The sequence below is a fragment of the Hymenobacter tenuis genome, from assembly GCF_054780495.1.
Window position 1 is genome coordinate 1,383,028 of the sequence record NZ_BAAGWF010000001.1, and the last position, 13,176, is coordinate 1,396,203.

Consider the following 13,176-nt stretch of genomic DNA (forward strand, 5'->3'; position numbering starts at 1 on the left):
GCAAAAGAGGGGAGTGCGCTTTGAGGCGGTGTGGGTAGGGTAAGTACAGTTGCGTGTAGTTAGCTATGGTGAACATAAGAAAAGGAGCAGGGTCTCCGAGCCTGCTCCTTTTCCTGTATTCCAATCACCGGGGCAAACCTACGAGGTGGTACATGAGCAAAGTATGAAGAACAGCCATGCTTGCTGCAGCCCCTTTTGTTTGCTAGGCACGCTCGGCTTAGGAAGCCACTACCGGCAGCCAACCAGTGCGGCCATTGGGCTGGCGTACCAGCCGGAAACCACCAAACTCACCCAGCACGGCCACGTTGGTTTGTGCGGGTAGGGCTGCAATGGTTAGGGAATTAGCAAAGGGGCGGGCTCGCAAATCGGCAGGTGCCAGGAGGTTTTCGCTACGCAAGGGGGTAGCAGTAAGCACCGCTTTGGCGGGCACGAAGCCTGTGCCACCGGCCGGCAGCTGTACCCGCAGCCACTCGGCAGTGGCGCCCAGCACCAGCAGCGGGGTTGGGCGGGTGGTGGTAGCGGCCGCTACGCCAGCCGCGGCCGGGGTGCGGCGCAGCGTCAGGCGGGTTTCTTTAGCCCGTACCCACTGGCCCAGGCGCGTAGGCAATACCTTAGGGGCAGGCAACAACGCATCAGGGCGGCGCACAAACGGGAAGGGGTCCACGGCGCCGTTGCGGTACACACCAAAATGCAAATGCGGCGCGGTGGTGCGGGCGTTGCCGGTATTGCCTACCAGGCCCAGCGTATCGCCGGGCTTCACGCGCTGGCCGGGTTGCACTAGTTGCTTATCGAGGTGGGCATAGTACAGATGCTGGCCGTGGTCGGTATCGGCCAGCCATACCACGCGGCCACCCAGCGGAGTTTCATTTACCCGCGTGATGTAGCCGTTAGCTGCTGCAATGGCGGGCGTTCCTCGCTGGGCAAAAATATCAATGCCTTCGTGCCGGCGGGCGCCACCGTCGCGCGCCATTCCCCAGAAGGAGCCTACCGCCACGTCGTTTTTGCCTTTCACCGGAAAGCCCAGGCTAGGCTCCCTCCGGATGCGAAGGGTGTAGCGGCCACCGCGCAAGAGCTCGGGCTGCACCCGTAGTATATGCTGGCGGTCAGCTTCGGCAACATAGCGGAAGGAGAGCGCCGCGGTATCGGCGGCAGCCAGGTGGCGAGGGGCTGCGCGGTCGGGACTTAGCTCGTAGGCATCAATAAAAACCTTCGGCGCTTGCGTGCCGGGAGCCAGCACCAGACTGATATGAATGGTTTCGCCGGTCCGGACGGGGTAGCGCAGGCCCGTGGCTACGGCTCGGTCAGCGGGAAAAAAGCCGCTTTCCTGAAATGGAAGCTTTACCACCAACGAGTCGCGCAGGGCCTGGTCGGCGGCCCGGAGCCAGTCGCGGCCCAGCGCGGTTTCGGCTAGGCCGGCTTGTTTCAGCTTGCGGGCGTAGGCCTCATGTGGGGTGGATTTCTGAAAAACGGCCTGTAGCGTCTGGCTTTGACTACAAGCAGTAAGAAATAGGACGAAAAAAACGGCCGGCAGAGCGCGGAAGCGGAGCAGCATGGATGGGGGCTAGGGTATCAGGAAGTCGTAATAGGATAAACCCCAGTTAGAGGCTAGTAGTTCGATGTAAGTACAGCTACTAAACTGCAGCGCTGGCCTAGGCATCGGGTATAGCCAAAGTGGCGCGGTGGTTCCAGCGTGCCTTCTAGCTAACCGAATTGCCCTAGGCCAACGCATGGCCTCAACCTGCCTTCGGTTACCTTTACACGCTCCTACCCAACTTTACTACCTCCCATGCTGCACCTAACCGAATGCCCGCGTGATGCCATGCAAGGCTGGCCTACGTTTATTCCTACCGAGCAGAAAGTTGCCTACCTCAACCAACTACTGCAAGTCGGCTTCAATACGCTTGATTTCGGCTCCTTCGTCTCGCCCAAAGCCATTCCGCAACTGGCCGACACAGCCGAGGTGCTGGCAGGGTTGGATGTATCGCAAACGAAAACCAAGCTGCTGGCTATTGTAGCCAATCTGCGCGGCGCGGAAACCGCCGCCCAGTATGCCCAGATTCAATATATCGGCTTCCCGCTGTCGGTTTCCGAAACTTTCCAGCAGCGCAATACCAACAAAAGCATTGCTCAGGCCCTCGATGATGTGGCCCGCATGCAGGAGCTATGTGCCCGCAGCGGGCAACAGCAGGTGGTGTACCTGAGCATGGGCTTCGGCAACCCCTACGGCGACGCCTGGAGCCCAGCCGTGCTCGGCGAGTTCACCCAGAAGCTTGCTGACCTCGGCGTAAGTATTGTGGCCCTGTCTGATACCATTGGGGTTTCCACGCCGGCAACCATTGGCCCGGCCTTTCGGGAGCTGACGGCTGCTTTTCCCACTATTCGCTTCGGGGCTCACCTGCACACTACCCCGGCTACCTGGCGCGAGAAGGTGCAGGCGGCCTACGAGGCCGGCTGCCGACACTTTGATGGCGCTTTGGGCGGCTACGGCGGCTGTCCCATGGCGGCCGATGAGCTGACCGGCAACATGCCCACTGAGCGCCTCCTGGAGTTTGCCGCGGAGCAGGGGGTAGGGCTGGCCCTGAATCAGGAGGCACTTGCTGAGGCCATGAGGCTAAACCAGCGCATTTTTATGGGCCATTAGGCTTACTTTGTAATGACGCGCTCGGGAAAGTATTTGTGAAGTGCTAGGCTTCACTACACGGCGCGCCCCGACTTTTACTTCTGCTTACTATGCCAGCCCCTCAAGTCGACTTGTTTATTCCTTGCTTTGTAGACCAACTCTTCCCGCGTACGGCCATGAATATGGTGAAAGTGCTGGAGTCGGTGGGCTGCGAGGTGCATTACAATGCCAACCAAACCTGCTGCGGCCAGCCAGCCTACAATGCCGGTTATAAAGAGCAGAGCTGTGAGGTAGCCCGCAAATTTCTCGACGATTTTCCGACCGAGCAGGAGCGCTACATTGTAAGCCCTTCTGCTTCCTGCGTTGGCATGGTACGCAACACCTACGCCGATTTATTTGAAGGTACCCCCGATTCGGGTCGTTACCACGGCGTGCAGCGCCGCGCCTTTGAGCTCACCGAGTTTCTGGTGGATGTGCTAGGTATTACGTCCATCCCAAAGGCCAACCTCACCGGCAAATACACCTACCACGATTCCTGTTCGGCCTTGCGTGAGTGCGGCATTCGGGAAGCTCCGCGCCAACTGCTTGATGCTATCAGCGGCCTAGAGCGCCTTGAAATGGCCGAAACCGAAACCTGCTGCGGCTTCGGTGGTACCTTCGCCGTGAAGTTCGAAGCCATTTCCGTGGCCATGGCCGAGCAAAAAGTGGAGCATGCCCTGGCCACCGGTGCCGACTACCTCATCAGCACCGACACGAGCTGCCTCATGCACCTAGATGCGTACATCCGCCGCGAGAAGAAACCTATTAAAACCCTGCACGTAGCCGATGTGCTAGCTAGTGGGTGGTAACGTGCCCAGCAGCTGTGTTTCTTGGGTGAAAGCGCCGTATTGGGTTGGGGGATCCCTAGCCCTACTTTCCTGCCAAACCGAAGCAAATCCAGGGAGTCAGGTGGTTGGAAATGCTGAGGCGCCATTAACTGCGAAACAGGAAATATTTGCCCGGAACAAGCAGTTCGTGTATCAGGTAAGCCATTTCGAAGGCTCTCGTTCGGTCGTGGATGATACGGTTACGCTATTTTCAAGGGGTATCGCTTGGGAAAGTGATTCCACACAAAAAGCAATTGACTGGCTGGGTAAAAGTGGCGGCGCGAAGAATGGTACGGGCGTAAAAGAAAATGCCGATGGCGTCTGGATTCACCCTCCGCGCTTTGAGCACTATGCTATACTGGAGCTGAGTCCTTTTCCTGAAATAAGACAACCGTACAAACCTGGGCAAGAGTGGGATTGGGAGTTAGCCGTTGGCTCGCACTACTCAAATCCTGACTGGGCAGTATGGGAAGGTGAAATGGTGGTGAAAGCTCATTATAAAGCTGTTGGCGACCAAATTAGCGCTACCCCTCTTGGGCAGCTGAAGTGTAAGAAGGTAACGGCCATTTCCCGTTGCCGGGCGGGTACGGCTAGTCTGACTTTGCTGTTCCATCCGCAGTACGGTTTCGTTGAGCTTGATTACGTGAATATTGATGCCCGACGGATGAGGTTCCAGTTGCTGTCAGTGGGTATCCAAAATGAGTTTAATGGAGGCGCTTACTTTGGCCGACAATAAACCTGAATTAAATACAAAAGCACCGGCCGGCCCCACATAGGGCCGGCCGGTGCTTTTAGATAATGCTTACTTAAGTTACAGCAGCTGTCCGATGCGCTCTTTTAAGCTCTCGGAGCCTTCTACTAACGGTAAGCGCACGGCATCGGTGCACAGGCCTTGGGCGGCTAGGGCAGCTTTTACGCCAACGGGGTTGCTTTCCTCATACATCAGCGGGTTCAGATCCGAGAAGCCAAAAAGCAGCTTGCTGGCCGCCTTGAAGTCGCCGTTGAGGGCGTGGCGGGTCATGTCGGAGAAGCGGCGCGGGAAGGCATTGGCCAGCACCGAGATGATGCCTACGCTGCCGAAGCTGATAAGCGAAGTCGTCATCATATCATCTCCTGAAATCAGCAGGAAATCATCGGGTTTGGCGGCAGCAATGGCAATGCACTGCTCCAGGTTGCCGCTGGCTTCCTTGATACCAATGATGTTGGGGTACTTGGCCAGCTCCAGCGTGGTAGCGGCCGTGAGGTTGGAGGCCGTGCGGCCGGGCACGTTGTACAAAATAACTGGCACCGGCGAGGCATCCGCAATCAGGCGGTAGTGGGCAATGATGCCGCGCTGGCTGGGCTTGTTGTAGTAAGGGCTGGCCGAAAGCAGCGCATCAACGCCGTTGAGGTCGGTTTGCTGAATGGTGCGCACTACGGCCGCCGTGTCGTTGCCCCCGATGCCGTATACCAGCGGCACGCGGCCGGCTGTGTGCTCCTTGGCAACGCACAGAATTTCTGCTTTCTCTTCGGTGGTAAGGGTAGGCGACTCGGCAGTAGTGCCGTTGATGACGAGGTATTCTACCCCACCTTCCAGGGTAAAGTCGATGAGGCGGCGCAGGGCCGGGTAGTCTACGGCGCGGTCGGGGGTAGGAGTAAAAGGAGTAACGAGAGCTACGCCAGTGCCACGGAGTTTGTCCATGCGGGAAATTAGCGGTTGATTTGTAGGAGGGAAGACCCGCAGCGAAGGTACAATGCCCGCGGCGAAGGTCAGCCCGTTTCTTTCAAAAGTACGGCATACCCTAGCCGGCCGCGTTATCTCCGTTCATGAAGCTTACCCATTACCCGTTGCTAGCGGCTGCCACCCTAGTAACTCTCGGCGCGCTGCCTGCCTGCAACGACGCCAAAAACGCTACTGCCGCCGAAACGGCCGCCAGCTCCACTGCCATTGCCGCTGACTCGGCCTCTACGGCTACTATCACCACGGCGGGTACGGCTACGGCTGCCAACACGGGCAACACCGGTAGCCCCGCCACCATACCGGCCGGCAAACGCGCGGATGCCGCCGCTATTCTGGCCCGGCCGCAGGTGCCCATCCTGTGCTACCACCAAATTCGGGACTGGCGCGCCAAGGACTCGAAAGGGGCCAAAGATTACATTGTGCCCGTTGAGAAATTCAAGGAGCAGATCAAAATGCTGGCCGACTCGGGGTACCACACCATCCTGCCCGATCAGCTATATGCTTACCTGACTACCGGCGCGCCCCTGCCCAGCAAGCCCGTTATGCTGACCTTCGACGACACCGACCTCGACCAGTTTACGGTAGCCCGGCCTACGCTCGATAAGTATGGCTTCAAGGCCGTGTACTTTATCATGACGGTGAGCCTAGGCCGCCCGAACTACATGAGCAAGGCGCAGGTAAAGCAGCTTTCAGATGAAGGCAACGTTATCGGCTCGCACACCTGGGACCATCACAACGTGAAAAAGTACCAGGGCAATGATTGGGTAACGCAGATTGAGAAGCCCACTAAGCAGCTGGAAGAAATTACGGGTAAGAAAATCAACTACTTCGCTTACCCCTTTGGCCTCTGGAACCCCGAGGCAATTCCGGAGCTGAAGAAGCGCGGCATGGACGCGGCCTTTGTGCTGGCCGAAAAGCGCGACCAGCAGGATCCGCTCTTCACTATCCGGCGCATTATTGCCAGCGGCTACTGGACTCCCCGCACCTTGCACAACAACATGGTGCAGAGCTTCTAGCCTCGTTTTCTTCTTAAACCAAGCGGCCCCACCCGATACTATATCGGGTGGGGCCGCTTGGTTTATACTGGACGTTGCGCACAAAAAAGCTGCTAGGCTAATGGGCAGGGGTAACCGAAACTACTTCGTTGTTGGTGGAAGCCAGGCCGAAAATCAGGGCCTTAATTTCGGGGTAAGTGTGGGTCAGATACTGCGCTTGTATTTGGAGAGCCTGCTTCGGTTTAGAAGGGGCCATCAGGATAATAGGCTTGCTATTGAACTCCGCCCGCTCGGCCAGCTGCATGCGCAGTGTTTTGTATTTCTGGATGGCCTGATCAGCAGGGCCTGCTCCCGAGCTCAAATAGTCGGCGGCAATCCACTCGGTGTAGGCTGCGCCGGGGAAATAGGCGGCTACGGAATCGGGGCGGGGCGGCGTCCAGACCCATACGGCGCTGGTATCGCCGGAAGCCCGGAAGTTGCTTACCAGCTGTTGCCAGGCAGTGCGGTAAGCCGTGGGGGTACTAGCCTGAAGAATCGGCCGAAGTAGTATGGGCCGGTTACGCTCCCGAAGTTTAGCTATGCTTTGCTGCCAGACTGCCCGCGCATCTTTGCCGTTTTGTACCTCCCAGCTCAGCATCGGTAAGCTGCCCTGCGCATCAAGTTTCTCTAGCGTTGCCAGATCTACTTGCGGCGGACTACTTGGTGCGAGCCGAACTTCTACTACTTCAGGAGCGGTGCTGGCCGTTGACTGGGCTGGTGGGGCTAGGGAGGCAGGCCACATAGTAGAAGCCGGCGAGGCAGCCATACCCACACGCACCTTGCCAACTCCCGTCCGAACCCAGATAAGGGCATCGGAGGGTGAGGTTTGACGTAGCCAGAAGCCTAGTCCGAGGCTAATGAGGGAGTGGGTAGTGAATAGAAAAAAGGCAATGAAAACGGCTGCCGTCCGGAGGCGGGGTAGTAATTGGTTTGCCCGCTCCGTAACCAGTTGCTCGGCCTTCAGCAAAAGCCAGCGCCAACGGCGGCGGGAGGTAGCCAAATCAACGAGGCGTTGCAGCAGATCATGCTGCGCCATAAGCACCGAGGCCAGCAGAATGCCCGCATTCGACATGGCAATGGCCATCATCAGCAGGGCGTAGGGCGTTTGGGTAACGTAGTGTGCGTAGCGCGCAGCCGCCACGGATAAGCCCGCCAGCAACAGATTGGGTAAGCTCAGCTGCCACTCATTGCCAGTGCGGCCTTCCTTAGGCGTTGGGATGTAGGGCACGCGCACCCGCAGCAGCGTGTACACCAGGCCCAGACAATAAATCCACCACGTGCCAATGCGCAGGAACCCGCCGGCCAGATGCAGACCGGCTTCGTGGGGCTCGCGCAGCCAGCGTTGGGCATTGTAGCGAATCAGCAACGAAATCATCAGCACCGGTGTGAGGTGCAGCGCAAACTGGGGCAATGATAAGTGCCAGGGAAACTCTATCAGCACCAACGAGGCAATGGGCACCCCAATATCAATCAGGGTAACCACTCCGGAAAAGAAGTACAGCGGCAGTGTGAGGTAGTGCAGCTTCTGGCGCCAGGTAAAGCGCGTAAACAGGCGCGGGTACACATGCAGCAGCAGCTCAAAGCTGCCGCGGGCCCATTTTAGCTGTTGGGCAAAGTAGGCAGCTAGGGAGGATGGTACCAGGCCCCGGCTCACAATCTCCGGCACGTACACTGATTTCCAGCCTTGGGCATGCAGGCGCATGGCCGTATGCATATCTTCGGTCAGGCCGGCGGCGTGGCCCCCAATGGAGTCGAGAGCAGTGCGGCGGAAGGTACAGTTTGCCCCAATGGCCTGGGCGGTGTTGTAGCTGTTCATCCCCATCATCAGGGGGCCATAGAAATGGTAGGTCTGCTCGGCCGCACCCAACGCAACCAGGCTTTCGTGCTGGTTGCCGTAGGCCTGCACTACCTGAGCGTACCCCACTTCCGGATCAGCGAAGTACGGCACTACCTTGTCTAGGAAATCGGGGGTAGGAACGTGGTCGGGGTCGAGGACTACGCACAGCTCACCAGTGGCTTGCCGCAGAGCATTATTAATGTTGCCGGCTTTGGCATCTACCTTCACCTGGCGCGTAACGTGCACCACGCCCAGCGTAGCACACACCTCACGCAGATACGGGTCGTTGCCTTCGTCGCAGAGGTAACTGGTGTGCGGGTACGTGATGGCCTGCATGGCCGTGAGCGTGCGCACAATCATTTCGCGCGGCTCGCCGGGGCAGGCGGTGGTCAGTATATCAACGGTGTACACATGATCCGGCTGGGCCGGCGCCACGGGCTCGCTTACCTGCACGTAGTGGTACCACTCATGCAGCATGCGCAGCAGCTTGAAGCCCAACGAAACCGTCAGGAGCCAGAACAGGGGCGGATACCCAATGTGGTCGGAATCGGCAAACCACCACACAAAATGAATAGTCAGCAGTAATCCAATAACTACCAATACCCGCATCTGTGGTACCCGGCCAGCTAGGGTGTACCCAACGGTTTTTGAAAGCAGTGCGTCGGCTTTCTGTCGCTTGGCTGGTGCTTCTGCGTCTGCGGCAATAGGTAGTTCAGGCGGCATCATAGCGTGTGTGGACTATGAACAAGGGAGGGGCGTAGGCAAAAACAGATGCGTAATCAAAGGCGACTAAGTAGAACTTAGATTACGATGGTAATGCACGTTAAGGCAATCATATCACACCAATGGTACAACAAATTTATAGAAAATCTTAACTTTTTTATTTTTATTATGCAATTTGATTCGAGGCCTTACTTACCTTATCAATGCTTTTTCGCTACTCTTCTATCCTCTTCTGGCTTCTCAGTAGTGGCTTGCTTTCGTCCTGCCGAGAAACTGCCACCAACAGCTCTGCCAAGGCAGCGGCAACACCGCCGCCGGGCGTGGTGCCGGTCAAGATTGTGCAAACCAGTAAGGGCTACCAATTGCTGAGGGGCGGCAAGCCCTACATAATAAAAGGCGCCGCCGGGCTGCAGCAGATTGAGCGCATCAAGGAGCTAGGGGGCAACTCTTTGCGCCTGTACACCACTAATTACGCCGATGCCATTTTGGACAAAGCCCAGCAGCAGGGCCTGACGGTTATGTTGGGGGTGTGGATGAAGCCCGAGTATGAGGACTTCGATTACTTTGACCGAAAAGCCGTTCAGCAGCAGCAGCAGGAAATTCGGGAGCAGGTGCTGCGTTACCGCAACCACCCGGCCCTGCTGATGTGGAACGTAGGCAATGAGCTAGACAACCACACCAGCAACCCTCGTGCGTTTCAGGCGCTGAATGAGGTAGCGCGCATGATTCATGAGCTGGACCCCTACCATCCCGTCACAACTACCCTGACCAGCAACTTCAACATGGTGTCGGCGGTAGTAAACTTCTGCCCCGATCTGGATGTGCTGACCGTGAATATATTTGGGGGGCTGGATAAGTTAAAGGAGAAGCTGCGCAAGGATAACTGGACGGGCCCTTATATAGTAGGTGAGTTTGGGGCGAGGGGCTGGTGGGAAGCGCCCAAAACCGCCTGGAAAGCGCCCCTCGACCAAAGCAGCCAAGTTAAAGCCGAGTACATGCGCACCCGCTTCGAGAAAAGCGTGAGGGGGGAGCCCGACTACTGCCTGGGGGCCTACATTCTGTACTGGGGGCAGCGCTTCGAGCAGACGGATATGTGGTTCAGCCTGTTCAATACCAACGGCGAGAAAACAGCTATGGTGGACATGGTGCACTATTTATGGACCGGCAAATCTATGCCCAACCAAGCGCCCCGCCTGACAATGCTGCGGTTGGCTGGCCTAGCGCCCCGGCTTAGCACCTCTGTACGGCCCGGCGCCAGCTACCTGGCCACCGTGCGGGCCCACGATCCGGAGGGCGACCCGCTGCGGCTGGAGTGGCAGGTGGTACCCGATGTAGACGAAAACTTCGTGCTGCCCCAGAACCGCACCGGCACCGAGCCTCTGAAAGGCGCCATTCTATCGGCCAAGGGCGAGCAGGCCCTCATTAAGGCGCCCGCGAAAAAAGGCCCTTACCGCTTGCTGGTGACGGCCTATGATGGCCGGGGCAGCATTGCCACGCACAGCTACCCGTTCTATGTGGGCACGTTCACGAAGGAAGATTTAGAAATGCTGAAGGAAGGCAGCTTCAAGAAAAAATCCGCCCTAGTACATACTAGCGCGGCTTTGTAAGCAAACGGTTGGGCCAGGCTTATTCGGTTTTAAGCCCGCCTTCTTTCAAAGCCTGAAAAGCACCGGCATTCACAACTTTCTGGAAGCCTTTCTCTTGCATGAGCACGGCGGCTTTACCGCTGCGGTTACCCGAGGCGCAATACAACACATAGGTCTGCTTGGGGTCGAGCAGGGCCACTTGCTGCGCGAAATCAGGCGCCCGGAAGTCGAGGTTGCGGGCGCCGGCTACGTGGCCGCTGGCAAACTCTTCGGGTGTGCGTACATCCAGCAGTACGGTGCCAGGCTGAGCTAGCTGCTGTTGCACTGCCGCCGGGGCCGTTACCGGAACTGCTTGCGCCGGAGGGAGCAGCGCCCTGGACTGGGGTGCCGGCACCGGTTTGGCAGGACTAGGGGTAGTTTGGGCTGAAACCGTCAGCGAAGCAGTCAGCAGGCTTCCGAGAAAAAACAGACGTAGTAGCATAGCAGGGAGAAGTAGGTGACAGTCAATCGGTTTCAGGCGGAACAAGCGCCGCCCGAAAGTAGTTGCCCTGTGCGCTTAGAACAAGGAGCCTTGCTGGCCGGGCTTGGGTACTCCAGTGGGGGTAGGGGCCGAGGGGGTTGTGGCCGCTGTGGGGCTAGTAGTAAGGGCCGGTTCCTGGGTGGCTGCTTCAGCCGAAGCATCAAAAGGTGTGGGGAGCATGGCCATCAGTTCATTTTCGCTGATGATGGGCACTTTCAGCTCCGTGGCTTTTTCGCGTTTGGCGGGCCCCATTTTGTCGCCGGCCACCAGGTAGCTGAGCTTCTTGCTGATGCTGCCGGTAATTTTGCCGCCGTTCTGCTGAATCAGGTGTTGGAGCTCGTCGCGGCTGTGCTGCTCAAATACGCCCGAAAGCACAAACGTGAGGCCAGCCAGCCGGTCGCTTTGGGGCTGCGGGGCTACGCCGGTGAGGGCGAGCTGCACGCCAGCCGCTCGCAGACCTTCAATCAACTGCTGATTCTGTGGCTCCTGAAACCACGCCGCCACCGATTCGGCAATAACGCCACCTACCTCGGGCACGGCTGCCAGCTCCGTGGCAGTAGCTGCCCCTATGGCCTCAATGGTACGGTAGTGCGCCGCCAGCTTCTCCGCCACCGTTTCGCCCACGTAGCGAATGCCCAGGCCAAACAGCACCCGATCAAAGGGAACCTGCCGGCTTTGCTCCAGACCCGCTACTAGGCGCTGCACCGATTTTTCGCCCATCCTATCCAGCTGGGCTAGCTCCGCAGCTTTGGCTGGCAAGCTGTACAGGCTGGCCGCGTCGGTTACGAGGCCCAGGCCGAAAAAGCGCCCCACTGTTTCGGCTCCTAAGCCGTCAATGTTCATGGCCTTGCGCGACACGAAGTGCTCTAGCTTGGCTTTGCGTTGCGGCGGGCAGCCCCGGTCGTTGGGGCAGCGGAAGTGCGCCTCGCCCTCAGGCCGAATAAGTGGGGTGCCGCAGGCTGGGCAAGCTGTGGGGTACACTATGGGCCGGCTGTCGGCGGGGCGGCTGGCTACATCAACACCGGTAATCTTCGGAATGATCTCACCGCCTTTTTCCACAAACACCAGGTCGCCGAGGCGTAGGTCGAGGACCGCAATTTGGTTGGCGTTGTGCACGGAGGCGCGTTTTACCACGGTGCCGGCCAGCGGAACCGGGTCGAGGAGGGCGACGGGCGTCACGGCGCCGGTGCGGCCCACTTGGTACTGAATGGCGTTGAGACGGGTGCGGGCGGCCTCTGCGGGGTACTTATAGGCAATGGCCCAACGCGGACTTTTAGCCGTGAAGCCCAGCAGCTCCTGCTGCCGAAAATCATCGACCTTAATTACAATGCCATCCGTTGCCACGGGCAGCGTAAAGCGCTTTTTATCCCATTCGTGCACGAAATCCAGCACCTCTTCAATGGTGTTGCACAGCCGCCACGTATCTGAAACGGGTAAGCCCCACGTGCTAAGCGCGGCCAAGGAGGCGCTGTGGGTCGGGAACATGCTGCGGCCCGGCATCAGGAAAGAGTAGGCGTAGAAGCGCAGCCGGCGCGCCGAAACCAAAGCCGAATCCTGGAGCTTAAGAGCGCCGCTGGCCGCGTTGCGGGGGTTGGCCAGCAGGGCTTCGCCGTTGGCTTCGCGCTCTTGGTTTAGCTCCGCAAATACCGGCAGGGGCATAAATATCTCGCCGCGTACTTCAAATTCAGCGGGCTGCTTGGGGCCATCGGGGCGCAGGTGCAGGGGCAGGTTCCGGATGGTGCGCACATTGCTGGTTACCACGTCGCCGCGGGTGCCGTCGCCGCGTGTCACGCCTTGGGTCAGCTGGCCATCCTGGTAGGTTAGGCTCATGGCCACGCCGTCAAACTTGAGCTCGCACACATAGGAAACGCCGGAGCCTTCGAGGCCGCGCCGCACGCGTTCATCAAACTCGCGCAGGTCAGCCTCGGAGTAGGTATTGCCCAGGCTCAGCATGGGGTAGCGGTGCTCCGCCGTGGGGAACTGTTTGGTGATGGTGCCGCCCACGCGCTGGGTGGGGGAGTTTGGGTGCGCAAATTCAGGATACTGCTTTTCCAGGGCACTGAGCTGGGCCAGCATGTGGTCGAACTCCTGGTCCGACACCTCCGAAATATCGCGCTGGTAGTATTGGTAGTTCAGATGATGAAGCCGCTCGGTGAGGGCCGTAATCTGCTGCTGAATATCGGACATGAGAGAAACGCTAGGGCCCGCTGGGCCGGAAGGCACCGACGGGCAATGGTTCTGCAAGCTACGAATTGAAGCGGGGCCGAAGT

The 13,176-nt window shown here is 58.5% G+C and carries 10 protein-coding genes; 5 read left to right on the top strand and 5 right to left on the bottom strand.

Annotation, left to right across the window (positions count from 1 at the left end):
• Nucleotides 1-217: 217 nt before the first annotated feature.
• Nucleotides 218-1,552 (bottom strand): peptidoglycan DD-metalloendopeptidase family protein, encoded by a 1,335-nt coding sequence (locus ACYVGU_RS05935; RefSeq protein WP_460621294.1) that lies wholly within the window; start codon nt 1,550-1,552, stop codon nt 218-220.
• A 234-nt stretch (nt 1,553-1,786) separates the two neighbouring features.
• Here ACYVGU_RS05935 and ACYVGU_RS05940 point away from each other — a divergent pair, with 234 nt between their 5' ends.
• From ACYVGU_RS05940 to ACYVGU_RS05950, 3 genes are all read left to right on the top strand, one after another.
• On the top strand, nt 1,787-2,641 hold the full coding sequence (locus ACYVGU_RS05940) for a hydroxymethylglutaryl-CoA lyase (RefSeq protein ID WP_460621295.1): 855 nt from the start codon (nt 1,787-1,789) through the stop codon (nt 2,639-2,641).
• An 89-nt stretch (nt 2,642-2,730) separates the two neighbouring features.
• Nucleotides 2,731-3,468 (top strand): (Fe-S)-binding protein, encoded by a 738-nt coding sequence (locus ACYVGU_RS05945; protein WP_460621296.1) that lies wholly within the window; start codon nt 2,731-2,733, stop codon nt 3,466-3,468.
• Between the two features lie 25 nt (nt 3,469-3,493).
• The gene (locus tag ACYVGU_RS05950) at nt 3,494-4,222 is read left to right on the top strand and encodes a hypothetical protein (RefSeq protein ID WP_460621297.1); all 729 of its coding nucleotides are present in this window, start codon (nt 3,494-3,496) and stop codon (nt 4,220-4,222) included.
• Nucleotides 4,223-4,297: 75 nt separating this feature from the next.
• On the opposite strand, the gene dapA is transcribed toward ACYVGU_RS05950, so the two are convergent.
• Nucleotides 4,298-5,167: a 4-hydroxy-tetrahydrodipicolinate synthase family protein gene (dapA, locus tag ACYVGU_RS05955; RefSeq protein WP_460621298.1), complete on the bottom strand. Its 870-nt coding sequence runs from the start codon at nt 5,165-5,167 to the stop codon at nt 4,298-4,300.
• A gap of 125 nt (nt 5,168-5,292) precedes the next feature.
• On the opposite strand from dapA, the gene ACYVGU_RS05960 reads away from it, so the two are divergent.
• Nucleotides 5,293-6,222: a polysaccharide deacetylase family protein gene (locus ACYVGU_RS05960; protein ID WP_460621299.1), complete on the top strand. Its 930-nt coding sequence runs from the start codon at nt 5,293-5,295 to the stop codon at nt 6,220-6,222.
• Between the two features lie 97 nt (nt 6,223-6,319).
• Here the strand turns inward: ACYVGU_RS05960 and ACYVGU_RS05965 are convergent, their stop codons facing one another.
• Complete coding sequence (locus ACYVGU_RS05965; RefSeq protein WP_460621300.1) at nt 6,320-8,803, bottom strand: glycosyltransferase family 2 protein; 2,484 nt, start codon at nt 8,801-8,803, stop codon at nt 6,320-6,322.
• Between the two features lie 200 nt (nt 8,804-9,003).
• Here ACYVGU_RS05965 and ACYVGU_RS05970 point away from each other — a divergent pair, with 200 nt between their 5' ends.
• Nucleotides 9,004-10,407 (top strand): glycoside hydrolase family 2 TIM barrel-domain containing protein, encoded by a 1,404-nt coding sequence (locus ACYVGU_RS05970; protein WP_460621301.1) that lies wholly within the window; start codon nt 9,004-9,006, stop codon nt 10,405-10,407.
• A gap of 19 nt (nt 10,408-10,426) precedes the next feature.
• On the opposite strand, the gene ACYVGU_RS05975 is transcribed toward ACYVGU_RS05970, so the two are convergent.
• Both ACYVGU_RS05975 and ligA read right to left on the bottom strand, forming a co-directional pair.
• Nucleotides 10,427-10,867, bottom strand: a complete 441-nt coding sequence (locus ACYVGU_RS05975; protein WP_460621302.1) for a rhodanese-like domain-containing protein — start codon at nt 10,865-10,867, stop codon at nt 10,427-10,429.
• A gap of 75 nt (nt 10,868-10,942) precedes the next feature.
• Complete coding sequence (gene ligA, locus ACYVGU_RS05980) at nt 10,943-13,093, bottom strand: NAD-dependent DNA ligase LigA (protein WP_460621303.1); 2,151 nt, start codon at nt 13,091-13,093, stop codon at nt 10,943-10,945.
• Nucleotides 13,094-13,176: the final 83 nt, after the last annotated feature.

Bases quoted from the DNA above. Each gene is read 5' to 3' on its own strand.
- ACYVGU_RS05975 (WP_460621302.1), bottom strand. From the start codon at position 10,867: ATGCTACTACGTCTGTTTTTTCTCGGAAGCCTGCTGACTGCTTCGCTG.
- dapA (WP_460621298.1), bottom strand. From the start codon at position 5,167: ATGGACAAACTCCGTGGCACTGGCGTAGCTCTCGTTACTCCTTTTACT.
- ligA (WP_460621303.1), bottom strand. From the start codon at position 13,093: ATGTCCGATATTCAGCAGCAGATTACGGCCCTCACCGAGCGGCTTCAT.
- ACYVGU_RS05945 (WP_460621296.1), top strand. From the start codon at position 2,731: ATGCCAGCCCCTCAAGTCGACTTGTTTATTCCTTGCTTTGTAGACCAA.
- ACYVGU_RS05940 (WP_460621295.1), top strand. From the start codon at position 1,787: ATGCTGCACCTAACCGAATGCCCGCGTGATGCCATGCAAGGCTGGCCT.
- ACYVGU_RS05935 (WP_460621294.1), bottom strand. From the start codon at position 1,552: ATGCTGCTCCGCTTCCGCGCTCTGCCGGCCGTTTTTTTCGTCCTATTT.
- ACYVGU_RS05960 (WP_460621299.1), top strand. From the start codon at position 5,293: ATGAAGCTTACCCATTACCCGTTGCTAGCGGCTGCCACCCTAGTAACT.
- ACYVGU_RS05970 (WP_460621301.1), top strand. From the start codon at position 9,004: ATGCTTTTTCGCTACTCTTCTATCCTCTTCTGGCTTCTCAGTAGTGGC.
- ACYVGU_RS05965 (WP_460621300.1), bottom strand. From the start codon at position 8,803: ATGATGCCGCCTGAACTACCTATTGCCGCAGACGCAGAAGCACCAGCC.